This is a genomic window from Novosphingobium sp. ERW19 (genome assembly GCF_012641315.1).
Classification (GTDB): domain Bacteria; phylum Pseudomonadota; class Alphaproteobacteria; order Sphingomonadales; family Sphingomonadaceae; genus Novosphingobium.
Genome location: NZ_JABAIC010000006.1, coordinates 287,479 through 308,745 on the forward strand (window position 1 = coordinate 287,479; position 21,267 = coordinate 308,745).

A 21,267-nucleotide genomic window follows, 5' to 3' on the forward strand; every position below is an offset into this window, starting at 1 on the left:
CCGCTTACGACGCGGGCGGAGTTTCCACGGCCATGACTTCGCAGCGGGCGATGCCTTCGCGCAAGGCGCGGATGCGGGCATATTCCTCGCTGTCCCAGAACGCCCGCAAGGCGGCCATGTCTTCCCATTCCGACACGACAATGGACGCGCCATCATCGGTGCGCCCTTCCAGCGCGATCGCGCCGGGTGCGCGCAGCAGGTATTTGCCGCCCATACGCTCTACCAGCGCGCCCGCGGCGGGGGCATAGCCCCGCATGAAGGCGTCGCGGTCATCGACGTGGGCCGTCACGATCAGATAGGCTGGCATCGGCTGTTTCCCTGCTATGCGTTGTTACCCGGCGGTCAGCGTTTCGGCCAACGCGCCTTGTCCTGAAGATAACGCCCGGCGTCGAGCGCGTCGGTCGGCTGATAGGCGTCGAACAGGTTCGGCCCGTATTGCGACCGGTAACGTTCATAGACCGGCATGAACAGTTCGCTGTGCACCACCGGCTGGCGATGGCGGGCGCGGAAGGCGGCAATCGGCACGCGGTGGCTGACCAGCGTTTCGAAAGCCAGCTTGGCGCTGGCCACTTCCGCGCCGTCCGGACCATAGATGACGCTGCCGCCACCGCCCGTATCGGCAAAATAGCGGTCGTTCTCTGGCGAGGCGGCGTTATTGGCAACGGCCGTGTAAACGCCATTGTAAAGCGAGGTCGCCTGCATATCGAGCGGGGTGAAACCGCCGGTCGCGGTGCGCAGGATCAGCTCCGCCCCCTTCATCGCCATGGCGCGGAACAGTTCCGGTTCCTTCTGGGTGGAGCTGGTGGAGATGTTGCCGATCGGCGTGCGCGTGACGGGGATGACCGCGTCCGGGCCATACATTTCCACGTAGCGATCCAGCACATCGTAGATCGTCGTCGTGAACAGCTCCTTGCGCCCGCCGAAAAAGCCCTTGAGGTTGCGGGCCTTCCAGTGGCGATCCACGATCTCGCCGCGATCGTTCATGATCGTGGTGATCGACAGCAGCGACTTCGGCCATGCCGGATCGCGCACGTAGGATCCGAACACCAGCCAGCAGCCGTATTCGCGCGCCTTGCGGGCAAGGATCTCGGTTTCCGGTCCGGGCAGTTCGATCGCCACCTTGCGGGCATCGTCAATGTTCCAGCCGTGGTAATAGCCGGTTACCGGGAACTCGTGAAAGAACAGCAGGTCATGCTCGACCAGGCCGTTCGCGCGGTCGATCAGGTCGGCCATGTGCTGCACGTTGGCCATGCGCGACTGCTTGAGGTTGGCGAGATCGACCGGCACCACGCGCGACTGCACGACGCCCAGCGTGATCGCGTCCTTGGCCAGCGGCACGGTTGCATAGCCGCCGTCCGACTGCATCGACACGTCCGGCCCCGGCGCGGCGGCCGAAGCGCGGGCAGAGGTGAAGGTAGCCCCCGATGCAAGGGCGGAAAAAGCCGCGCCCTTCATGATGCCCCGCCTGGAAATGCCCATGTCGTCGTTCTCCCTTTTCATGAAACGCGCCAGCTTCCCCGCCGCCGCATCATTCGTGATTTGCGTCCACCAAAAAAAGTCCCCGTGCGGACGCTGCCGGCACGGGGAAGGTGGGTGATCAAAATGGCTTGAGCGCTCCGATGAAGCCCGCCAGCCCGATGGTGATCCAATAGACTATCGCGGTCTTGCGGGCCTTGCGGATCAGGGTGGCGATGCGGGCCTCGGCGGCGTCATCCGGGCCCTTGGCCAACCGCTGGAACAGCGATGGCCATTCGTGCAGGTAATAGCGCAGCACCAGCCCGATAATCAGGGTCGCGCCGAACACGATCAGCTTGGCAGAATACCACTGCTGCCCCTCGCCCGCCTCGAACGGGCCAAGGCCCATCAGCGAACTTGCGCCGACGCCGATGACCAGCGGAATGGCGATGTAACGCGACCAGTCCTCAAGCCGGCTGGCAACCCCGCGATAGCGGCCCATCTTGCTGCGGAACGCCTGGATCGTCACCGCGACCCAGCCCGCCCAGATCAGCCACACGGCGACCAGGAAATTGCCGCCGTAGGGCTGCACGCCCCACAAGTGCCCCATGTGCAGCCCCAGCGGCAGCAACGACACGATGCCGATGCGCGACACCACGTCGATGCGGAAGACCGTATCAAGATGCCGCATCCGTTCCGGAACGGTCAGCGACGGATCAACCACCTTGTTCGAGGTCTGGTAAACAGCCCACTCGCCGCCAAGCCAGTAAACCATCGCCAGAATGTGCAGGAACCGCAGGATCGCCAGTTCGTGCAATGCCAGAAATTCCATGCCCTTCTCCCCCGTTCTGCCGTTTGCGGGCGGTCAGTCGTCCTTGCGGAACAGCCCCTTGAAAAAGAGGCCGATCACCGCCGGCTTGAGGAGCCTGCCGGCAATCCGGACAAGCTCCTTGTCGCCGATCTCGACCGTGCAAGGCATCGCGTTGGCGACGCCGGAGAGGACGAGGCGACCCTCCTCCACCCGGCTGTCACGCACTTCGACGCCCAGCTTGATCGCGGGTGTCTTGACCAGCATCTCAGGCCTGACCCGGCAGGCTGGACGGAGCCAGCGCAAGGACGGTGCGCGCAGCGCCGCGGCCGGTAATCATGGCTTCGGTCAGGTAGGAGCCGTTCTGGTAGAGGTCCGAGATGAACGACCCCAGTTCGCCGGCTTCGTAAAGGCGCGGGATCGGCTGGTCGTCATGGCCGAACACCTGCCCGTCCATGTTGCGGCGGGCGCCGCCACCGGTGCAGACGATCGCCGGCGTGATCGGCAGCGCATAGAACGGGCCATTGGCCACCGGCAGCAGCGTTTCCGGATTACGGCCGTGGACTTCGTCGTTACCGGCGGCGCAGCTGGCGTTGTAGCGGGCGACTTCTTCTTCAAGGACTGCTGCGTCGATACCGATCTTGGCAGCCAGTTCGGCGATCGTATCGGCCTTGTGGATCAGGCCGTTGGCAATTTCCTTGCTGTTGTCCTCGCTCCATTCCTCGGCGATCACGACTGCGCTCCAGGTCATGACTTCAAGCACCAGCTTGCCGGCAAGACGGGTGGATTCATCGAAGATCATGTGCACCGGGTGCGCGGTGTTGAGCGGCACGTCGACAAAGCGGCCGTTCTTCTTTTCCTTGTAGTGGGTCAACTGAAGTTCGTTGGCTTCGTTGTAGAAACGCCGCCCCTGGCTATCGATGTCGAACCAGCTGAACGCCGGCAGCATGAAGTTGCGCAGGTAGCTGGTCTGCTGGTGCGGCAGGCGGATGCCCGGCCACACGCCGCCCGACTGGCCCTGGTTGCGCAGGTGCCACATGTCGGCCCCGGCCTTCTGCATGACACGCAGGCCATCGCCGGTGTTGTAGGGCGTGCCCAGCGGCACGACGTTGGACAGGCCGTAATAGTCGCGCTGCATCTGCGGCGAGGATTCATAGCCGCCGACCGCCACGATCACGCCGCGCTCTGCCCGGATGGCCTTGCGCACGCCGTTCTGTTCCACCCATGCGCCGAACACTTCCAGCGTGTCGGGATCCTGGATCAGGTCGACCAGACGGGTGTCGAACCACACCGGCACGTCGCGCTTTTCAACATTGGCCTTGAGCGCCATCCACACGCCCGACGGGATCGGCAGGATGGTGGAGGTATAGGCCACCGCGTCGCGCGCGCCCAGTTCGGGGAATTCAAGCACGGCATCGCGTTCGGAAAAACCGGTGCCGCGCAGGAATTCCTGGCCCGCGCCAGCGGCGATCTGCTGGATCCACGGTTCAAGGTTGACCATGCGCTCGGCCCAATCGTCCAGCAGCTCTTCCGAGACAGGATTGGCTTCGCTCATCTTGCGCTGGTAATCCTTGAGCGCTTCCTTGTTCTTGGAAATCAGGAGCGACTGGCCAGACACGCGGCAATTGCCGCCGGCAAACTCCTGCGGCGCCTTTTCGACGATCAGGATGCGGGCATTGGCGTCGGTATCCCGAGCCTCGATCGCGGCGGATGCGCCGGCACACCCGAAACCGCAGATCAATACGTCTACGACTTCGTCCCAGGTGGTGACGCTGTTGAGGCTGGCCATGGTCTTCACTCCCGAAAAGGCATACTTCAGGAACGGAGGCTACGGTCGCCATGTCCGGACAAGCCAACAAAAGGTTGTCTTTTCCCACAACCTATGGTTGTTAACACGGCATGGAACTTCGCCAGCTCGCGCATTTTCTCGCTGTGGTCGATGCGGGCAGCCTTACCGTTGCGGCAAGCCGCGCGGGATTGACGCAGCAAGCCCTGTCGAAAAGCCTGTCGCGCCTCGAAGCGGAACTGGGAGGCAAGCTGTTCGAACGCAGCGCGCGTGGCATGGCCCCGTCGCGGCTGGGCGAAGCGATTGCCGAACATGCCCGGCAAGTGGTGGCCGACGCCGGCCGCCTGCGCCATGCGGCAAGTGCCGAACTGGGCTTGCAGCGCGGACGGCTGGTGGTGGGGCTCAGCCCGATCGCGGCGGCCAGCCGGCTGGGCAACCGGGTGATCCGCTTTGCCGAACACTATCCGCGCGTACGGATCGACGTTGAAAGCGGGATCGACAAGGACTTCGTTGCCGCGCTGCACCGGGGCGAAATCGACGTGGCGATATCATCGCAAACCGCCGAACAGAGCGACAGCGTGCTGCTGGAACAGCTGGCGGTGGAAAAATGGGGTGTTGCCGGCTGCAAGGACAACCCGCTGCTGTCGCGCGCGGCGAACATCGGCGATCTTGCCAAGGCGCGCTGGATTCTGGGGCGCAACACCGCGCTGCTGGATGACCAGGTCGGCGAAACCTTCGCCAGCGCCGGGCTGGCCCCGCCGCAACCCGGCATCATGACCACGTCGGTGCTGTTCACCCTGCACGCGCTGGGGTGTTCGCCTTACGTGGCGATCCTTCCCCAGTCGCTGTGCGAGGATATGCCCGGCCTGCAATGGCGCGATCTGGGCGGCGGGGCATGGACCACGCCGATCTACCTGATGCGCCGCAAGCGCTCGCTGATCGACGATCTGATGCGAGCGCTGCTGCGCGAACTGGGCAGTAACGCCTGAGCGCCGCTTACCAGGGCTTGCCGCCGACCCAGCTGCCCGCCTTCACGCCGATGCGGCTGATTTCGACCGTTTCCCAGATGCCGGCCTTGTAATAGGGATCGTCGGCGATGAAGGCCTCGGCATCGGCCTTGTCGGCGGCGCTGACAACCACCAGCGATCCCTTGAAGCTGCCGTCTTCGTTGAGCAGCGGGCAGGCCAGCGACACGCGGTCGAACACTTCGTCCAGATGGGCAAGGTGTTCCTTCAGGCCGGCCATGCGGGTCGGCTTGGTATCGGCCTTGTCGGTGCAGACGATCGCGTAAAGTTCAGTCATCCTTGTCATCCTGTTCAGTGGTTGAATGGGGTTCGTGCGGGAATTCCAGCACGCCGGGGTTCATCAGGTTGCGCGGGTCCAGCGCGGACTTGATCGCCAGCAGCAGTTCGGCCGGCTCTTCGCGCAGTGCGGTCAGGAAAGGATAAGTCCGCCCGATCTGGTTGGAAGCCGCGCCCAGATCCCGGAACAGCGCCACGGTCATCGCCCGCAACCGGTTGACCAGCGCGAAGGCGGCCGGATCGGGCGCGGGTTCCTGCAACGTGGCGCGATACGCCGCATCGGGCGCGGTCCGGTGCAGCGGCAGCCACGCGTCGCGCCAGTGGAACACGGCTTCGAAGCTGAAACTGGGCGATGCCAGCGCCGAGGCCAGCCGGGTCACGCGCACGCCCGCTTCGGCCATCTCGTCGGCCATGCCGGCGATCATCGCCTCGAACGCGGCGACAAGGCCAGTTGCCTCCCCCAGCGCGACCTTGGCGTTGAGCGCGGCCCAGCGTCCGCCGCCGGGGCCAAGCACGCCGTTAAGGCCCGGAAAGGGATCGGCCCGCGCCACCATGGGAATGGTCGGCGCAACTTCGCGTCCGCCATGCCCTGTGGCAATCGCCTGGCAGCAGGCCAGATCGTGGCTGACCGTCCCGGCGGTATTGCCGGCCGCAACCAGATGCAGCGAAAAGTGCCCCTTCGGGATCGGCCCCAGCCCGCCCCGCCCCATGACGAAAAGCGCGCGCAGGGCGGCCAGCGGCCCACCGGCACTGCGCGCGACCGAACGGGCCGAACGAAGCGCGGTGGCCGGATCGATATCGAGGTGGTCGGTCGCGCCCGGGTCCATGATATAGGCGTCCTCGACCAGACCCTTGCGCTGGATGGCGCACAGCGCGCGCACCGCATCGTCAAGGGCGGCAAAGGCGAAGCTGGCATGGCCCGTATGGCGCGGGCGCTGGATGACCCGCAAGGTCGCGCGCGACTTGATCCCGAACGCGCCGCCATCGTGCAGGAACAGGCCGGTCAGGTCAGGCCCCAGCCCGCGGAACACGGGATGACGGGCCGCCTTCAGCGCGCCCTGCCCGGTGCGCATCACCCGGCCATCGGCCAGCACGACATCCATCGACAGCACGATGTCCGCGGCAGAACCATGGCGCGCTGACCCGAAGAACAGCGCGCCATGCGAAAGGCCGCCGCCCACGGTCGCGCCGGCGCCGGAAAAGGTGCCGAAAAACGGCAGGCGCAAGCCCCGTTGGGCCAGCGCCTGATCGATCGTCTTCCACGTCGCGCCGGCCTCTACCGTCACGGTCATGCTGTCCGCGTCGATCGCCACCACGCGGTTCATCCGCGACAGGTCGATCAGGACCGCCCCACCTTGAGGCAGGACATAGCCGCCGGTGTAGCTCAGCCCGCCACCACGCGGAACAACGGCCACGCCATGCCCGGTGATCGCCGCCACCGCCCGGCCAAGGGCGGCGGAATCGGGCGGGGAAAGCACCGCGATCGGCGCGCCCCCGCTTTCGTGAACATCGTGGCGGGCCTGTTCGAGCGCCGCGGCATCCAGCGCCAGCGCATCGCTACCGCAAATCTGGCGCAGCGCTGCGAACAGCGCCTCGCGGCTCATACCGGCTTCACCACGCTGACCACGACGATGGCGGCGATGAACACCCACAGCAGGACCAGAACCGAGGTGGCGCGAACATAAGTGCGCTCGATCACCTCGTTGCGTTCGGTCGTCACGCCATCACGCGCCATGATCGCCCAGGTACGGAAATGCGCGATCAGGGCAAAGCGGATGCCCACGCCGCAGGCCATGACGCCGGCGAACAGCCCCAGCTTGAGACGCAGCCACAGCGGCATGCCCCATTCCGCGCCGACCAGGCCGAATGCCAGCGCGGCCAGCACCACCATCAGCACATAGCGCGACCCGCGGTCGATCGCGGCAAGCACGCGCCCGGCAGACGTCTTGTGCAGCCGGTGAACCGCCTCGACAAAGCCAAGCCAGATCACGCCGAGAACGCCTGCAACCTTCACGGTCGTATCCCCGCCGGGCACCAGCCCGTAAGAGGCCGCCAGCATGGTGCCCAGCATGGCCTGCAGGACCAGCGCGTACCGCACGTGCTGGTCCACCACCATGACGTGATCCATCAGCCGCTGGCGTTCATCGAACGGCATGTTCCGGCTGTAGCTGACATAGCGGTAGGTCGAATTGATGACCAGTTCCGACCCCAGCCAGTATCCCAGAACGGCGATATGAAAGACGAGTATCCAGAGTGCCATCTGATTGTTCTCTTTGCTGACCCACGCCTGTTGTGCGGCGTTATTGTTTGATGCCTTCGTTCCGCGCGGGGCGCGCGGGACGCATTACTTCGCCCAGCCCTCCCCGGCTGCATCCTGTTGCAAGCGGCGCACTTCGGCGACATCGGCCGGGGGCTTCAGCCACATCGGCATGCTGGTCCTGGCCCACTCAAGAGTGCGCGCCGGAAACTCGGCTTCGCTTTCGACCCGCCATGACACGAGGTGATAGATCGCCTTGCCCCCACCGGCCCATGCCGGCAGCGCGCCGAAACGCTGCCAGCTCATCTGGTGGGGTTCGTCCACCGTGCCGGTGCGATGAATGAAGAAGTCGTAGTTTTCCCACGCGTCGTAACGCGCACCCGAAGGCAGCGGAAAATCGAGGAAGATCGACGCGGTGAAGGCCACTGTGTCACGACCAAGCTGCCGATAGCGGACGCCATCGCGGGCCTTGATCATCTGGACGGCCTTGCCGGTCCCCTGCTCCACATCGGCCATGATCTCGCCGTTTTCGAGCCGGTAGGTGATCATCTGGTACGGATAGGCGATCGGCGATACCGGCTTGCCGTTGTATTCGCGCAGCACCTCTCCCGTGACCGGATCGGTATAGGTGAACGTCTTGCGGGTCAGGTGGATCACCGGATCGCCCGCCTTTGCCGGCCAGAACACCCGGCTGCTGTCAAAGCCGATCATGCCGAACAGCTTGCGGCCCGACGGGTATTCATAGACGCCGCCTTCGGCCACCCAGTGAACCGGCTGGCCGGTGCCAGCCCGCGCATCCACCCACAGGCGCAATTCCGGCGGCGCGGCATCCCGCGCGTTGACAGTGGCCGGCGCGGCAGGAGCCGCTGCGGTTCCCGTCCCTGCCAGCGCAGGCGCCGACAGGGAAAGGATCGCCACCGAGGCAAGGGCCTTGGCCATTACGGTTCGCGCAAGTCTGTTCGTCATTTCCATTCTCCCGTTGCCTCGCGTCCGGCCGGTCTGCCGATCTCGGCGCGAAGTGCGACTGTTACCCCGTCTTCAGCCGACCGCCCCTCCGGCGAACAGCGCTTCGATGCGGTCTTCGGAATAGCCAAGGCCGGCCAGAATCCCGCGCGTATCCGCCCCCGGTTCCGGCAGGGTGCTGGGCGTGCCGGGGCGGCGGCCGCCCATCATGATCGGCAGCGCCGGCAGCGCGGTTTGCGTGCCATCGGCCAAGGTCACCGGTTCAAGCCCGCCGCTGGCGTTGAGGTGCGGATCGTCGAACATGTCCTGCGGGCGGGCGATCGGGGCGAACGGCAGGCCGCTGCCCTCAAGCCGGTCGATCAGTTCGGCGCGGGTGAACCCGGCGATCAGTTCGCGGATGCGCGGCAGGATGCGATCGCGCGCCTGCACCCGCGCGTTGTTGGCCCGGATGCTTTCATCGGCCCACAGATCGTCAAGGCCGAACAGCTTGCAGAACTTTTCCCACAAGGCGTCAGTCACCACGCCGATGAAGATCGGATCGTCGCGCGTTTCGAAAACGTCATAGATCGCCCATGCCGAAATGCGCGCCGGCATCGGATCGGCGGCGCGACCGGTCACTGCCTTTTGCGCCATGTGCTGGCCGATCAGGTAGACCGTGGTTTCGAACAGCGCGCTTTGCACCATCTGTCCGCGCCCGGTGGAATGACGCTCGTTCAGCGCGGCAAGGATCGCCACCACGCCGAACATGCCACCCGTCACGTCGATCACGCTGGCGCCGGCGCGCAGCGGGCGTCCCGGAGGCCCGGTCATATAGGCCAGCCCGCCCATCATCTGCGCCACTTCGTCCAGCGCGGTGCGGTTTTCGTAAGGGCCGGGCAGAAAGCCCTTTTCCGAGCAATAGATCAGGCCCGGATTGATTGCCGACAGGGCTTCATAGCCCAGCCCCAGCCGGTCGAGCGCGCCGGGGCGGAAGTTTTCGATCAGCACATCGGCGTTGGCCGCAAGATCGCGAGCCACGGCAAGGCCGTCTTCGCTCTTGAGGTCAAGGCAGACAGAGGCCTTGTGCCGGTTGTACATCGGGAAATAGCCCGCGCCCGATCCCAGCAGGCGGCGCGTGCTGTCACCGCCGACAGGTTCGATCCTGACGACATCGGCGCCGAGTGACGCCAGCATCGCGCCGGCGGCGGGGCCCATGACCATGTGAGTGAATTCGACAACCCGGACGCCCTTGAGCGGCATGGGAACCTGTGCATCGTCGATCATGCGGCGACCCTTTCAAAACCAAGCGGCACGCCAGCATCCGGAACGAAGCCGTAAAGCGGCTCGCCGGGCAGCGCGTCTGCGATAATCTGGCGGACATCGCCAAGGCGGGCGATGTCGATGCCGGTGTGAAGGCCCATGGCCTCAAGCATGAAAACAAGGTCTTCGGTCACGATATTGCCCGAAGCGCCCGGCGCGAACGGGCATCCGCCCAGCCCGCCCATGGATGAATCGAAGGTGGTGATCCCTTCTTCCAGCCCCGCCACCACGTTGGCGAGGCCAAGCCCGCGCGTGTTGTGAAGGTGCAGGGTGTTCAGCCGGTCCGCGCCCACGGCCGCCTTGACCGCGCGGACAAGGCGGCGGACTTGCGCCGGATTGGCATAGCCGGTGGTGTCGGACAGGCAGACTTCGGCAGCGCCCGCCGCGATCGCCTGTTCGGCAAGGCGCACGATCTGATCGTCGGGGATCGGGCCTTCGATGGTGCATCCGAAGGCGGTGGACAAGCCGACTTCGAAGTGCGGGCGCTGACCTTCCGGCAGGGCCGCCACCATCGCCGCGATTGCCGCGATCTGTTCGACCATGGCGGCGTGATCCTTGCGCACGTTGCGGATGCTGTGGCTTTCCGACATCGAAAACGGGATCGACATCTTGTGCGCGCCAGCCTTGATCGCCCGTTCCGCGCCCTTGAGGTTCGGCACCAGCACGGCCACGTCAAGACCCGGCAACGTCTTGGCGAAGGCGACGATTTCCGCGGTATCGGCCATTTGCGGCAAAAGGCTGGGCGGCACGAAGCTGCCCACTTCGATTTCGGTTACGCCGGCGGCCGCTTCTGCCGCGATCCACGCCTTCTTGGCATCGGTCGACATGACGCGCGAGATGCTTTGCAGGCCATCTCGCGGACCGACTTCGCTGATGCGGATATGGGTGGTCATGCCCGGTTCTCCAGATAGATCCATGGGCGCGCCGCACGGTCGCGCGCCTGCCAGTCCGCAATCTCGGACGATTGCAGCAGGGTAAGGTCGATGGCATCCAGCCCTTCGCGCAGCATGGCCTTGGCCTCGCCATCAATGGCGAAGGTCCAGCGCTGCCCATCGGCGGCGGTGACGTCCTGCTCGTCCAGCCGGATGGTGACCGGCGCTTCGCCAGCGGCGATGTGGGCGATGGCGGCCTTGTCCAGCACGATCGGGACAATGCCGTTGCGCACGCAGTTACCGGCGAAGATCGGCGCGAAACTCTCCGCGATGATCGCGCCGAAGCCATATTCGGCCAGCGCCCAGACGGCGTGTTCGCGGCTCGATCCGCAGCCGAAGTTGCGCCCCGCCAGAATGACGTGACTGTCGCGGTAGCGCGGATCGTTGAGCACGAACGCCGGATCGGGATCACGCCCCGATGCGCCAAGATAGCGCCAGCCCGCGAACAGGCCATCGGCCAGCCCGGTCTTGCCGGTGCTTTTCATTTCGCGCGACGGGATGATCTGGTCGGTATCGACGTTGTCGCGCAGCAAGGGCAGCGGCAGCGATTGCAGTTCGTGGAATGGCTGGGCCATCAGCACGCCCCCCGCGGATCGGCGATGCGGCCGGCCAGCGCACTGGCGGCAACCGTGGCCGGGCTGGCGATGTGGGTCTTCACGTTTGGCCCCTGACGGCTTTCGAAGTTGCGATTGGTGGTGGACGCCACGCGCGCGCCGGGGCCGAAACTTTCGCCACCGGCAAAGAAGCACATCGAACAGCCGCTTTCGCGCCATTCGAACCCGGCATCGGTGAAGATACGGTCCAGTCCTTCGGCCTCTGCCTCGCGCTTGACGCGGGAAGAGCCGGGAACGCAGATGGCCTTGATGCCATCAGCCACCCGCTTGCCCTTGAGGATGGCCGCGGCCTGCCGCAAGTCGGACAGGCGGCTGTTGGTGCAGCTGCCGATGAAGGCGGCGTCGATGGGCGTTCCGGCAACCGGCGCGCCAGCGGCAAGATCGATATAGGACAGCACGCGCGCTTCGGCATCGGCCGGCACATGGCCATCGATTGCTACCGCGTGTTCCGGGCTGGTTCCCCAGCTTATCATCGGGGCCAGCGTTGCCGCATCAATCACGATTTCCCGGTCGAACACCGCGTCCGGATCGCTGGCAAGCGTGCGCCAGTGGGCCAGCGCGGCATCCCAATCGCCGCCTTGCGGCGCATAACGGCGCCCTTCCAGCCACGCGAAAGTCTTGTCATCGGGCGCGATCATGCCGGTCATCGCGGCAAATTCGGTCGCCATGTTGCACAGGGTCATGCGCCCTTCCATGTCGAGCGCGCGCACCGCATCGCCCGCGAATTCAACCGCATGGCCAGCGCCGCCGCCCGCGCCGTGCCGCGCGATCAGGGCCAGCGCCATGTCCTTGGGCGTGACGCCTTCCGGCAGGCGGCCGGTGAACGTGACGCGCATGGTGCGCGGCTTCTTGAGGCGCAGGGTGCCGGTGGCCATCGCGTGTTCCGCCTCGGACGAACCGATGCCCCACGCCAGCGCGCCGAACGCGCCCTGCGTGCAGGTATGGCTGTCGGGCGCGATCAGCGTGGCGCCGGGAAGCACGATGCCCAGTTCCGGCGAAATCACGTGGACGATGCCCTGATCGGGATCGTTCACATCGAACAGCGTGATCCCCGCCGCGCGGGTTGCGGCGCGGGTTTCGGTGATGAAGGCCTGCCCACCGGGCATCAGCGTCTGGTCGGTCCGACCCGGGCGGGTGTCGACGATATGGTCGGTCACCGCGAACACCCGCGCCGGATCGGCAACACTGCGCCCGGCAGCGGCCAGCGCGTTCAGCGCGGCCGCCCCGGTCCGTTCGTGCAGGAAGATCCGGTCGATCGCCACCAGGTCTGCCCCGCCGGGCAGCGCCGCAATGACGTGGGACCGCCAGATCCGGTCGAACAGGGTCAACGCGTCAGACAGCGGCGGCCTCCATCTCTGCGTCGATGGCGCGCCAGTCGCGGGTCACGAAAACCTCGTTGATCGCGGTGCGGGTTTCCAGCTTGCCGTTGCGGATCCAGTGCCAGGTGCGGCAGCGGTTGAGGCCATCGTCCGAAATCTGGATCTGTTCGTAGAGGTAGAGCGAAGGATCGCCGGTGCGCTGCCAATAAAGCATCACGGTGCGATTGTATTCATCGAGCGGCACTTCGGCGGCCCAGCCCTTGATCAGGTCATTGTCCCACCACACGCGGCCATCGCGGTAAAGCGCCGGAAAATCGCGCGATTCCTTACGGCCATCTGCCCAGGTGTAATGGTTGGTCTGGTGATAGGGAAATTCGCCCCCATCCGGAAAGCGGCAGATCAGCCGGCTGGCGTGTTCATCGACCTTTTCGTTGCGATCGTTGAAGTAGCTGTAGACGCCATCCCACACGCCTTCGTGCCGGGCCAGCAGCGGCATGGCGGTACGAATGTCTGCCGAACTTACCATTTACCGGAAACTCCTTGGTTGATGTGATTTCAGGCGACGCCAGCAGCCCGGCGGGCCACGTGGCATGAATGGGCCGCCACGCCGCGCAGGCGATCGAGATGCGCGCGGGCCAGCGCTTCGGGCGTGATGGCGCCCTCTTCAAAGGGGATCGCATTGGCGGCTGACGCTTCGTACCACGGCGCGAAGAAGCGTTCGGCGCGCACGATGCTCCACGCGCGGGTCAGATAGGAACCATGGCGATCGGGCGTGAGATCGGGATAGAGCAGGTCCGGATCGCCGGCGGGCAGCGCCTCGTAAACGATGTCGTCCGCACCGAGCGCCGCCGCGGCGGCGTCGATCACGCCCTGCCATGCCGCCCAGTCGGTCGGCGCAGCGCCGATCCAGCCATCCGAAAGGCCATGGCCCGGCAAGTCGATCGCAACGGCGCCGGCATGATCGGCCTGCGCGCTGGACCGGGCCGGCCCATGCACCACCAGCCGCGCGGAACCGCGCGCGCCGGTCCAGTGGATCAGTCCGTCGAAATGCGCGGTACGAATGGGAAGGAAGCCCGCCTTGTCCGTTTCCGGCAGGCGTTCCACCGAAACCCCGCCCTGCGCCAGCAGGAATTCCGCACTGGCCGCCTGATGATCGGCCGGGGTCACCACCTTGCGGGCTTCCCAGTTGGCCGGAATTTCGCCGAGACGGCCGATATGCGCCTGCAACGGATCGCCATTATAGGCGGTAATCAGGCAGGCCGGCACAGGTGCATCGCCCGAGGGGATATCGCGCGGCGCATTGATCACCGCGCCATACCCGTCGCGATAGGCATTGCCGGCAGCCAGCATGTCCATCACCGCGCCGTGGACGCGCTGCGGATCGGCATGGGCAACCGACATGCGGGTCTGGTTGCGGGTATCGAACCACGGGAAGAACCAGGTCTGTTCCAGCATGCGGTTCCACAGCCAGGTCAGGTGTTCACCATAACCGGACGGCAGGAAATGCGGCAGGTAGTTGCGGCCGAACAGCGATACTTCTTCCGGCGTCCAGATCGCATAGCCGCCAATCGCCAGCGCGCGGAAGCGATCGGGATGGCGGCGCAGCGCGGTGACAAGGATGATGCCGCCCGAATGGAACCCATAGGCCACCGTGCCCGCCAGCCCCATCGCATCGACGAATTCGACGATAGCGTCGGCGTAGTCGTTGATATCGGGGTTTTCGCGGTGCAACCGATCGGATTGTCCGAAGCCGGGAGTATCGGGCGCGATGCAGGTGAAATGCTGCGCCCACTGCTGCATCAGCGGCTCGTACTCACCCGATGAGCGCGGGCTTTGGTGCACCATCAGGATGGTCGGCCCGCCATTGCCGCACTTGCGGTAATGAACCCGGCGGGTTCCCGATTCCGAGGCGATGTCAATGAAATGGCGTGTGATCGGATGGGTCATAATTTGTCCGGACATTTTTGCTCGACATCCCGTTACCGCGCGGCCAGAATGGATGCAAGCAAGAGTTTAGGAGCACTGCCAATGTCGCTTGTCGGCACCCGAATGATCCGTGATAACCGCTCTGCGCGCGAGATTTTCGAAGAGGTTATGAGCAACCCGGCCCGCCGGAAATTCGGCTTCGGGGAAAAGCTCGCCATCGTGAACGTGGACGTCCAGCAGGCCTATACCCGCACCGACATGTTCCGCACCGCCTATGAAACCGATCCCGACCAGATCGCCTGGATCAACCGCATTTCCGAGCTGGCGCGGGCCAAGGGCATGCCGGTGATCTGGAGCCGGGTGGCCTACAAGGCGGATGCGGGCGATGCGGGGGTCTGGGGCACGCGCACCGATACCGAGGATTCGCTCCAGAACATCAAGTACGATTCGGAGCGCCACCTGCTTGACCCGCGCGCCCAGCCCGCCCCGGACGACCTGCAATATACCAAGCGCATGCCCAGCGCGTTTTTCGAAACACCGCTGGCAAGCTATCTGGTCTGGCACAAGGTCGATACCGTGGTGGTAACAGGCGGCAGCACATCGGGCTGTGTGCGGGCAACCGCCGTCGATGCGCTGAGCCACGGCTATCGCACCATCGTTCCGATCGAGACGACGGCGGACAAGCACGAAAGCTATCACTTCGCCAACCTGACCGATCTTCAACTGAAATACGCCGATGTCGAACCGGTGCAGGCCGTGATCGACTGGCTGGAGGCGCGCTGATGACCGACGCCATGGCATCCGATCCGAAGCTCTACGACTATTCGCGCTGGCGCGGGCGGCCGAAACTCGAATGGCCGGGCGGCAAGACCTGTGCCGTGTGGGTGGCGCCCAATCTTGAGTTCTACGAGCTTGATCCCCCCGCCAACCCCCATCGCAAGAGCTGGACCAAGCCCCACCCGGACGTGGTGGGATACAGCCACCGCGATCACGCCAACCGCGTATCGCACTGGCGCATGGCTGACGTGATGAGCAAGCACGGCTTTCCCGGATCGGTCAGCCTGTCTGTCGCGCTGTGCGATCACATTCCCGAAGTGGTGGACGATGCGGCAAAACGCGGCTGGGAATTCTTCAGCCACGGCATCTACAACACCCGCTATTCCTACGGCATGGACGAAGCGCAGGAACGCGCCATCATCGAGGACAGCATCGCCACCGTGCAGCGCGCCACCGGGCAGCGCATCCGGGGCTGGCTGGCCCCTGCCCTGACCCACACGCCGCGCACGCTGGACCTGATCGCCGAATACGGGCTGGATTACACCTGCGACCTGTATCACGACGATCAGCCGACCGACATTCGCGTGGCATCGGGGCGGCTGACGGCCATCCCCTACAGCCTTGAAGTCAACGATCACTACGGCTTCTTCGTCTACAACATGAGCCCGCGCGACTATGCCGACGCGCTGATCCGCCAGTACGAGCGGCTGGCCGCAGAAGGCGAAAAGTCGGGCACGGTCATGTGCATTCCGCTCCACAGCTACCTGATCGGCCAGCCCCACCGCATCGGCCCGTTCGAGGAAGTGCTGCGGCACATCGCCGCCGATGGCCGGGCGTGGATCGCCCGCGCCGGCGAAATCGTCGACAGCTACCGCGAGCAGACCGGAGGCGCAGCATGACGCTGGATCCTGCATATCTTGAATATCCCATGCGCCGCCGGGGCATGGACCATGACCTTTATCCCTATTCCGCCTTGCCGCAGCGCCCGCCGGTGCAGTGGCCGGGCGCGCGGGCGTTGCAGATCTGGCCGGTCATCAGCCTTGAATATTTCCCGATGGTGCCAAGCGACACGCCGTTTCGCGCGCCGGGCCACATGCAGACCGCCTATCCCGACTATCGCCACTACACCGCGCGCGAATATGGCACCCGCATCGGCATCTATCGCCTGCTCGACGCGTTCGAGAAGGTCGGCGCGCGGGTTTCGGTGGCCTGCAACGCGGCAATCGCGGCGCGCTATCCCGAACTGGTCGAGGATATTCTGGCCGGCGGGCACGAGATCATCGCCCATTCGACCGACATGAACGGCACCATCGCCAGCGGCCTGCCGCGCGACGCGGAAGCCGCGCTGATCGGCGAAGCGCTGGACACGCTGGAACGCGCCACCGGTACGCGCCCGCGCGGCTGGCATTCGATCGCGCGATCGCAAAGCTTCAACACGCCGCAACTGCTGGTCGAAGCGGGCGTGGAATACATGTGCGACTGGGTGAACGACGAACTGCCGGTTACTTTCAGCACGCCGGCTGGCGCGATCGTCAATATCCCGCTCAACCACGAACTGTCGGACCGGCAGATCATCAACGTCCAGCAGCAGTCGGTCGACAGTTACGCACAGCAGATGGAAGACGCGGCTGCGTGGCTGCTGGCCGAAGCTGCGACCGGCGGTGGCCGGATGATGCCGCTGCACCTGACCCCCTACATCATGGGCCTGCCCTATCGCATCGACGCGTTCGAACAGCTGGTCGAACGCCTCGCCGGGCTTGCCGGCGCAGGCTTCGCCACCGGGGCAGAGATTCTCGACGCATGGAAAGCACAACAATGACCGCGCAACTGGATGTGGTTAACCCGCGCACGGGTGCCGCCGACTATACGATAACCCCGCTTTCGGCAGAGCAGCTTGCCGATCTGGCGGCACGGATGCGCGCCGCGCAGCCTGTGTGGGCCGCCCGCACGGCCGAAGAACGCGGCGAAATTCTGGGCCGCTTCGCGCAGGCCATCCGGCAGCACCGCGAACCGCTTGTGGCCGCGCTGACGGCGGATACCGGCCGCGCCGGCATTTCGCGCACCGAAGCCGATACCATCCCGCACCTGCTGGCCCGCTGGGCCGGCAGCGCCCCGGCCATCATCGCGCGCAGCGCCGTGACCGGATTCCAGACCAGCCACCCCACGATCGACACCGATCTGCGGCTGGTGCCCTATTCGCTGGTGGGCGTGATATCGCCGTGGAACTTCCCGCTGATCCTTGCGCTGATCGACGCGATCCCGGCGCTGATGGCGGGCTGCGCCGTGCTGGTAAAGCCTTCTGAAGTCACGCCGCGCTTCATCCGGCCGCTGATGGACGCACTGGGCGAAGTTCCCGAACTGCAAGACGTGCTGGCGCTGGTCGAAGGCGACGGCGCGACCGGGCAGGCGCTGGTGCCGCTGGTCGATTACGTGGCCTTCACCGGATCGGTCCCGACCGGGCGCAAGGTCGGCGAAGCGGCGGCGCGCGCCTTCATTCCGGCCAGTCTTGAACTTGGCGGCAAGGATCCCTTCATCGTGCTGGCCAGCGCCGATCCGCAGGCGGCCGCCCGCACCGCGCTGCGCGCGTCGGTGGTCAACACCGGCCAGGCGTGCCAGTCGATCGAACGGATCTACGTGGCCCGCGCCATCGCTGCCCCCTTCATCGAAGCGCTGGTAGAGGAAGCGGCCAAGGTCCAGCTCAATTTCCCCGACATCAACCGGGGCGATATCGGACCGTTCATTTTCGCACGGCAGGCAGAAATCGTGCAGGGCCACATCGATCAGGCGGTCGCGGCGGGCGCGCGCGTGCTGGCGGGCGGCACGGTGGAAACGCTGGGTGGCGGCAAGTACCTGCGCCCCACGGTAATCGTCGATGTCACGCCCGACATGGCCGTGATGCGCGAAGAGAGCTTCGGCCCGGTCCTGCCCGTGGTGATCTTCGACACGGTGGACGAAGCGGTCGCGCAGGCGAACGACAGCGAATTCGGCCTTTCGGGCGCGGTCTATGCCGGGTCGCTGGATGAAGCCGAAGCGGTTGGCCGGCGCCTCGACGTCGGCGGGGTATCGCTTAACGACGGGTCGCTGACCGCAATCGTCTGGGAAACCGAAAAATCCAGCTTCGGCCTGTCCGGAATGGGGCCAAGCCGCATGGGCGACAGCGGCCTGCTGCGCTTTTTCCGGCGCCAAGCCATCATTCGCCAGCGCGGCACGCCCTTGCCGCTGGCAGCCTACGGGGAAGGAAACGGAGCATGAAGGCCTGGACCTTTGGCGATCAGGCGGGGCTGGAATCGCTACGCCTCGCAGACCTGCCGACGCCGCAGCCCAAGGCCGGGGAAACGCTGGTGCGCGTCCATGCCGCCGCGCTCAACAACCGCGATCTGCAAGCGCTGCGCGGAACCTATGGCCCGCGCAAGCCGGAAGACCGCATCCTGCTGTCAGACGGGGTCGGCACGATCGTTGCCATCGAGGGCGAAAATCACGGCCTTGCCCCCGGACAGCGGGTGATCGCACCCCACTTTGCCGGCTGGATCGACGGTCCGTTCACGCCCGCGATCTTCGCGCAGGACGTTGGCATCAGCCGCGATGGCTGGCTGGCCGAATACATCTGCCTGCCGACCGCATCGCTGATCGCCCTGCCCGCAGCCGTGACCGACGAGGTTGCAGTGACGCTGGCCGCCGCCGGCACGACCGCATGGCACGGACTGGTCGAATTTGGCGGGGTAAAGCCCGGCGATCTGGTGCTGGCCCCCGGCACCGGCGGCGTTGCCATCATGGCGCTGCACATTGCCAAGGCGCTTGGCGCACAAGTGGCGATCACATCGTCAAGCGATGACAAGCTGGATCGCTGCCGCGCACTGGGCGCGGACTTCACGGTGAATTACCGCACCCGTCCGGATTGGGCCGCGGCCCTGCTGGAACAGACCGGCGGCCGGGGCGCGGACATCGTGATCGACACCATCGGGCTGGGCGAAATCGAGCAGACGCTGGCCGTGGCCGCAGCCAATGGCCGCATCGCGCTGATCGGCGGGCTGTCCGGCGCGCCGGGCCATGCGCCCAACATGTTCGGCATGATCGGCAAGAACCTGACGCTTAAAGGCATCACATCGGGAAGCCGCGCCATGCTGGCTGATCTGGTGGATGTCGTGGCCGCCAATGGCATCACGCCACTGGTCGACCGCACCTTCCCCTTCGCCGAGGCGGACCAGGCATGTGCCCACCTCGATCGAGGCGGGCACATGGGCAAGGTCGTGGTAACGGTTTAGCGCTTCAGTTCGACCAGTTCGTACCAGGTCATCATGTAGCCGCCGACCCCGCCCTTGAGGAAGATACCGTCTTCATCGTCGGTGATCCACAGATCGTAGGGCGGGTGTTCGCCGGCAAGGCCGCTGGTGCCATCGTCGATGAACTGGAAGTGGCGCGCGGCGAAGGTGCCGGCCGCCACGGTCACTTCCTCGCGACCGACGAACACCGCGTCGATGCGCACGTGCGCGATCTGCGGCGGGGTGGCGCCGCGATGGTCAGGCGACGGCAGGTAGACGTTGAAGGTCTGGCGCTGGCCTTCCTTGTCCCACTTCTTGGTGGACAGGAGATAGCCGTCTGCCACGATCGGATGGGTGCCGAAGCCGTCAACCGGCAGCTGCGCCTTCACTTGCTGCGAAAGGCGCCCGATCGACGGGCCATAGCTTTCGCATTCGATCGTTTCGCCATCGAAGCGCAGCCAGCCACTGCCCATGAAAGCGTCACCGACCGTCAGGCGGACATGCAGGTCCATCGGCTGGCCATGTTCATCGATCGAATAGATGATGTCGCGCATCACGGTGGGTTCGGGCTCGTCGATCTCGCAGTGCGCGCGCAACGTGACCTTGCCATCGGAGTGTCGGGTGAACATGAACGTTTCAAACCCCCGCGACTGCCCTTCCTTGCCGGGCTTGGTAGAGGTGTAGGCGAGACGCCCTTCAATCAGACGATGCTTCATCAACCTGGTTCCTTTGTGTTGCGACCGGTACATTTTCCGCTTAAAGGAAATTTGTCCAGACAAATTCTGCATGGGCTGCATTTTTCGAGAGGGGGACGGGAATGGAATTCCTGATGACAAACGAACTCGCCATCCTGCGGTGGGTTCACATCCTTGCAATGGTTTACTGGCTGGGCGGCGAATGGGGCGTTTTCCAGACCAGCTATCACGTTACCAACCGGACTCTGCCCCTGCCGGAACGCAAGCGCCACATGGAAACGGCGTACCGGATCGACATTCTGGCCCGCACCGGCATCGTGCTGCTGCTGCCGCTGGGCCTGCACATGGGCAAGATCTACGGATTCGTTCCTATGCTGGAAGGCACCGGCGTGTGGTGGATGTGGCTGTTCTTCACCGTCTGGCTGGCAATGACCTGGACCGCCTTCATCGCGCGCGAAACCAACCTTGGCATCGCCGTCACCAAGACAGAGGAAATGCTGCGCTATCCGCTGATCGCGACGCTTTTCACGGTGGTGGCCATGGCCTTTGCCGGGACCGGCCCGATCGTGGTTGGCGAAGGCACTTACTGGTACCCGTCGAAGATGGGGCTTTATGCCTTCGCGCTGATCATCGGCCTGTTCCTGCGCGTAGTCATGCGCCGCTGGACGATGCGCTTCCGCATCCTGGCAGAACGTGACGATCCGGCGCAGGAAGCAGCACTTGAACGCGAAATCGGCCAGGCGCGGATCGCTGCCTACATCTACTGGATCACGATTTCGTCGGTCTGCTTCCTCGGTGCGGTCAAGCCGTTCTGACGGCAAACCCTCGCAAAGGAATGGGAAAACCGGAACAAGGGCGCGGGAAACCGCGCCCTTT

Annotated in this window: 23 protein-coding genes; 7 read left to right on the plus strand and 16 right to left on the minus strand. The window is 65.2% G+C overall.

What is annotated here, in order from left to right; all coding sequences use genetic code 11:
• Window positions 1-4: 4 nt before the first annotated feature.
• From HGI46_RS13890 to HGI46_RS13910, 5 genes are all read right to left on the minus strand, one after another.
• A complete protein-coding gene (locus HGI46_RS13890) occupies window positions 5-307 on the minus strand; it encodes a DUF1330 domain-containing protein (RefSeq protein ID WP_168904689.1) in 303 nt (100 codons plus the stop codon).
• A 35-nt stretch (window positions 308-342) separates the two neighbouring features.
• Window positions 343-1,500, minus strand: coding sequence for a nitrilase-related carbon-nitrogen hydrolase (locus HGI46_RS13895; protein WP_168904690.1), 1,158 nt, complete (start codon window positions 1,498-1,500; stop codon window positions 343-345).
• A gap of 97 nt (window positions 1,501-1,597) precedes the next feature.
• The gene (locus HGI46_RS13900; protein WP_168904691.1) at window positions 1,598-2,287 is read right to left on the minus strand and encodes a hypothetical protein; all 690 of its coding nucleotides are present in this window, start codon (window positions 2,285-2,287) and stop codon (window positions 1,598-1,600) included.
• A gap of 33 nt (window positions 2,288-2,320) precedes the next feature.
• Complete coding sequence (locus HGI46_RS13905) at window positions 2,321-2,530, minus strand: hypothetical protein (RefSeq protein ID WP_168904692.1); 210 nt, start codon at window positions 2,528-2,530, stop codon at window positions 2,321-2,323.
• A gap of 1 nt (window position 2,531) precedes the next feature.
• On the minus strand, window positions 2,532-4,052 hold the full coding sequence (locus tag HGI46_RS13910) for an FAD-binding protein (RefSeq protein ID WP_168904693.1): 1,521 nt from the start codon (window positions 4,050-4,052) through the stop codon (window positions 2,532-2,534).
• A 110-nt stretch (window positions 4,053-4,162) separates the two neighbouring features.
• Between HGI46_RS13910 and HGI46_RS13915 the strand changes: the two genes are divergently transcribed.
• The gene (locus HGI46_RS13915) at window positions 4,163-5,038 is read left to right on the plus strand and encodes a LysR family transcriptional regulator (RefSeq protein WP_168904694.1); all 876 of its coding nucleotides are present in this window, start codon (window positions 4,163-4,165) and stop codon (window positions 5,036-5,038) included.
• A gap of 7 nt (window positions 5,039-5,045) precedes the next feature.
• Here the strand turns inward: HGI46_RS13915 and HGI46_RS13920 are convergent, their stop codons facing one another.
• From HGI46_RS13920 to HGI46_RS13965, 10 genes are all read right to left on the minus strand, one after another.
• Window positions 5,046-5,351, minus strand: a complete 306-nt coding sequence (locus HGI46_RS13920; protein ID WP_168904695.1) for a YciI family protein — start codon at window positions 5,349-5,351, stop codon at window positions 5,046-5,048.
• Entirely contained in the window at window positions 5,344-6,954 is a 1,611-nt protein-coding gene (locus HGI46_RS13925) for an FAD-binding oxidoreductase (protein ID WP_168904696.1), read from the minus strand. The genes HGI46_RS13920 and HGI46_RS13925 overlap by 8 nt, the downstream gene beginning before the upstream one ends.
• A complete protein-coding gene (locus HGI46_RS13930) occupies window positions 6,951-7,610 on the minus strand; it encodes a hypothetical protein (RefSeq protein WP_168904697.1) in 660 nt (219 codons plus the stop codon). Before HGI46_RS13930 ends, HGI46_RS13925 begins: the two co-directional genes overlap by 4 nt.
• Window positions 7,611-7,694: 84 nt before the next feature.
• Window positions 7,695-8,573 (minus strand): DUF1838 family protein, encoded by an 879-nt coding sequence (locus HGI46_RS13935; protein ID WP_206065729.1) that lies wholly within the window; start codon window positions 8,571-8,573, stop codon window positions 7,695-7,697.
• A 72-nt stretch (window positions 8,574-8,645) separates the two neighbouring features.
• Window positions 8,646-9,833, minus strand: coding sequence for a CaiB/BaiF CoA-transferase family protein (locus tag HGI46_RS13940; protein WP_168904698.1), 1,188 nt, complete (start codon window positions 9,831-9,833; stop codon window positions 8,646-8,648).
• Window positions 9,830-10,762, minus strand: coding sequence for a hydroxymethylglutaryl-CoA lyase (locus HGI46_RS13945; protein WP_168904699.1), 933 nt, complete (start codon window positions 10,760-10,762; stop codon window positions 9,830-9,832). Before HGI46_RS13945 ends, HGI46_RS13940 begins: the two co-directional genes overlap by 4 nt.
• Window positions 10,759-11,376 carry a 3-isopropylmalate dehydratase small subunit gene (gene leuD, locus HGI46_RS13950; protein WP_168904700.1) on the minus strand — a complete coding sequence of 206 codons (618 nt, stop codon included), beginning with the start codon at window positions 11,374-11,376 and terminating at the stop codon, window positions 10,759-10,761. The genes HGI46_RS13945 and leuD overlap by 4 nt, the downstream gene beginning before the upstream one ends.
• Window positions 11,376-12,743: a 3-isopropylmalate dehydratase large subunit gene (locus tag HGI46_RS13955; protein WP_240946766.1), complete on the minus strand. Its 1,368-nt coding sequence runs from the start codon at window positions 12,741-12,743 to the stop codon at window positions 11,376-11,378. The genes leuD and HGI46_RS13955 overlap by 1 nt, the downstream gene beginning before the upstream one ends.
• 4 nt (window positions 12,744-12,747) lie before the next feature.
• On the minus strand, window positions 12,748-13,260 hold the full coding sequence (locus HGI46_RS13960) for a DUF3598 domain-containing protein (RefSeq protein WP_168904701.1): 513 nt from the start codon (window positions 13,258-13,260) through the stop codon (window positions 12,748-12,750).
• Between the two features lie 29 nt (window positions 13,261-13,289).
• Complete coding sequence (locus HGI46_RS13965) at window positions 13,290-14,681, minus strand: alpha/beta fold hydrolase (RefSeq protein ID WP_168904702.1); 1,392 nt, start codon at window positions 14,679-14,681, stop codon at window positions 13,290-13,292.
• An 81-nt stretch (window positions 14,682-14,762) separates the two neighbouring features.
• Here HGI46_RS13965 and HGI46_RS13970 point away from each other — a divergent pair, with 81 nt between their 5' ends.
• The 5 genes from HGI46_RS13970 to HGI46_RS13990 are packed head-to-tail and all read left to right on the plus strand — an operon-like array spanning window position 14,763 to window position 19,699.
• A complete protein-coding gene (locus HGI46_RS13970) occupies window positions 14,763-15,443 on the plus strand; it encodes an isochorismatase family protein (RefSeq protein WP_168904703.1) in 681 nt (226 codons plus the stop codon).
• On the plus strand, window positions 15,443-16,336 hold the full coding sequence (locus tag HGI46_RS13975) for a polysaccharide deacetylase family protein (RefSeq protein WP_168904704.1): 894 nt from the start codon (window positions 15,443-15,445) through the stop codon (window positions 16,334-16,336). The genes HGI46_RS13970 and HGI46_RS13975 overlap by 1 nt, the downstream gene beginning before the upstream one ends.
• Complete coding sequence (locus tag HGI46_RS13980; RefSeq protein ID WP_168904705.1) at window positions 16,333-17,256, plus strand: polysaccharide deacetylase family protein; 924 nt, start codon at window positions 16,333-16,335, stop codon at window positions 17,254-17,256. The genes HGI46_RS13975 and HGI46_RS13980 overlap by 4 nt, the downstream gene beginning before the upstream one ends.
• Window positions 17,253-18,689: an aldehyde dehydrogenase family protein gene (locus HGI46_RS13985; protein ID WP_168904706.1), complete on the plus strand. Its 1,437-nt coding sequence runs from the start codon at window positions 17,253-17,255 to the stop codon at window positions 18,687-18,689. The genes HGI46_RS13980 and HGI46_RS13985 overlap by 4 nt, the downstream gene beginning before the upstream one ends.
• A complete protein-coding gene (locus HGI46_RS13990; protein ID WP_168904707.1) occupies window positions 18,686-19,699 on the plus strand; it encodes an NAD(P)-dependent alcohol dehydrogenase in 1,014 nt (337 codons plus the stop codon). The genes HGI46_RS13985 and HGI46_RS13990 overlap by 4 nt, the downstream gene beginning before the upstream one ends.
• Here the strand turns inward: HGI46_RS13990 and HGI46_RS13995 are convergent.
• Entirely contained in the window at window positions 19,696-20,412 is a 717-nt protein-coding gene (locus HGI46_RS13995; RefSeq protein ID WP_168904708.1) for a DUF3108 domain-containing protein, read from the minus strand. The two genes, HGI46_RS13990 and HGI46_RS13995, sit on opposite strands and share 4 nt — an antisense overlap.
• Window positions 20,413-20,525: 113 nt before the next feature.
• Here HGI46_RS13995 and HGI46_RS14000 point away from each other — a divergent pair, with 113 nt between their 5' ends.
• Window positions 20,526-21,206, plus strand: coding sequence for a hypothetical protein (locus HGI46_RS14000; RefSeq protein WP_206065730.1), 681 nt, complete (start codon window positions 20,526-20,528; stop codon window positions 21,204-21,206).
• The last annotated feature ends 61 nt before the right edge of the window (window positions 21,207-21,267 follow it).

What these genes read in the sequence shown, in the direction of transcription:
- HGI46_RS13890 (WP_168904689.1), bottom strand. Translation starts at nt 307, where the DNA reads ATGCCAGCCTATCTGATCGTGACGGCCCACGTCGATGACCGCGACGCC.
- HGI46_RS13895 (WP_168904690.1), bottom strand. Translation starts at nt 1,500, where the DNA reads ATGAAAAGGGAGAACGACGACATGGGCATTTCCAGGCGGGGCATCATG.
- HGI46_RS13900 (WP_168904691.1), bottom strand. Translation starts at nt 2,287, where the DNA reads ATGGAATTTCTGGCATTGCACGAACTGGCGATCCTGCGGTTCCTGCAC.
- HGI46_RS13905 (WP_168904692.1), bottom strand. Translation starts at nt 2,530, where the DNA reads ATGCTGGTCAAGACACCCGCGATCAAGCTGGGCGTCGAAGTGCGTGAC.
- HGI46_RS13910 (WP_168904693.1), bottom strand. Translation starts at nt 4,052, where the DNA reads ATGGCCAGCCTCAACAGCGTCACCACCTGGGACGAAGTCGTAGACGTA.
- HGI46_RS13915 (WP_168904694.1), top strand. Translation starts at nt 4,163, where the DNA reads ATGGAACTTCGCCAGCTCGCGCATTTTCTCGCTGTGGTCGATGCGGGC.
- HGI46_RS13920 (WP_168904695.1), bottom strand. Translation starts at nt 5,351, where the DNA reads ATGACTGAACTTTACGCGATCGTCTGCACCGACAAGGCCGATACCAAG.
- HGI46_RS13925 (WP_168904696.1), bottom strand. Translation starts at nt 6,954, where the DNA reads ATGAGCCGCGAGGCGCTGTTCGCAGCGCTGCGCCAGATTTGCGGTAGC.
- HGI46_RS13930 (WP_168904697.1), bottom strand. Translation starts at nt 7,610, where the DNA reads ATGGCACTCTGGATACTCGTCTTTCATATCGCCGTTCTGGGATACTGG.
- HGI46_RS13935 (WP_206065729.1), bottom strand. Translation starts at nt 8,573, where the DNA reads ATGACGAACAGACTTGCGCGAACCGTAATGGCCAAGGCCCTTGCCTCG.
- HGI46_RS13940 (WP_168904698.1), bottom strand. Translation starts at nt 9,833, where the DNA reads ATGATCGACGATGCACAGGTTCCCATGCCGCTCAAGGGCGTCCGGGTT.
- HGI46_RS13945 (WP_168904699.1), bottom strand. Translation starts at nt 10,762, where the DNA reads ATGACCACCCATATCCGCATCAGCGAAGTCGGTCCGCGAGATGGCCTG.
- leuD (WP_168904700.1), bottom strand. Translation starts at nt 11,376, where the DNA reads ATGGCCCAGCCATTCCACGAACTGCAATCGCTGCCGCTGCCCTTGCTG.
- HGI46_RS13960 (WP_168904701.1), bottom strand. Translation starts at nt 13,260, where the DNA reads ATGGTAAGTTCGGCAGACATTCGTACCGCCATGCCGCTGCTGGCCCGG.
- HGI46_RS13965 (WP_168904702.1), bottom strand. Translation starts at nt 14,681, where the DNA reads ATGACCCATCCGATCACACGCCATTTCATTGACATCGCCTCGGAATCG.
- HGI46_RS13970 (WP_168904703.1), top strand. Translation starts at nt 14,763, where the DNA reads ATGTCGCTTGTCGGCACCCGAATGATCCGTGATAACCGCTCTGCGCGC.
- HGI46_RS13975 (WP_168904704.1), top strand. Translation starts at nt 15,443, where the DNA reads ATGACCGACGCCATGGCATCCGATCCGAAGCTCTACGACTATTCGCGC.
- HGI46_RS13980 (WP_168904705.1), top strand. Translation starts at nt 16,333, where the DNA reads ATGACGCTGGATCCTGCATATCTTGAATATCCCATGCGCCGCCGGGGC.
- HGI46_RS13985 (WP_168904706.1), top strand. Translation starts at nt 17,253, where the DNA reads ATGACCGCGCAACTGGATGTGGTTAACCCGCGCACGGGTGCCGCCGAC.
- HGI46_RS13990 (WP_168904707.1), top strand. Translation starts at nt 18,686, where the DNA reads ATGAAGGCCTGGACCTTTGGCGATCAGGCGGGGCTGGAATCGCTACGC.
- HGI46_RS13995 (WP_168904708.1), bottom strand. Translation starts at nt 20,412, where the DNA reads ATGAAGCATCGTCTGATTGAAGGGCGTCTCGCCTACACCTCTACCAAG.
- HGI46_RS14000 (WP_206065730.1), top strand. Translation starts at nt 20,526, where the DNA reads ATGACAAACGAACTCGCCATCCTGCGGTGGGTTCACATCCTTGCAATG.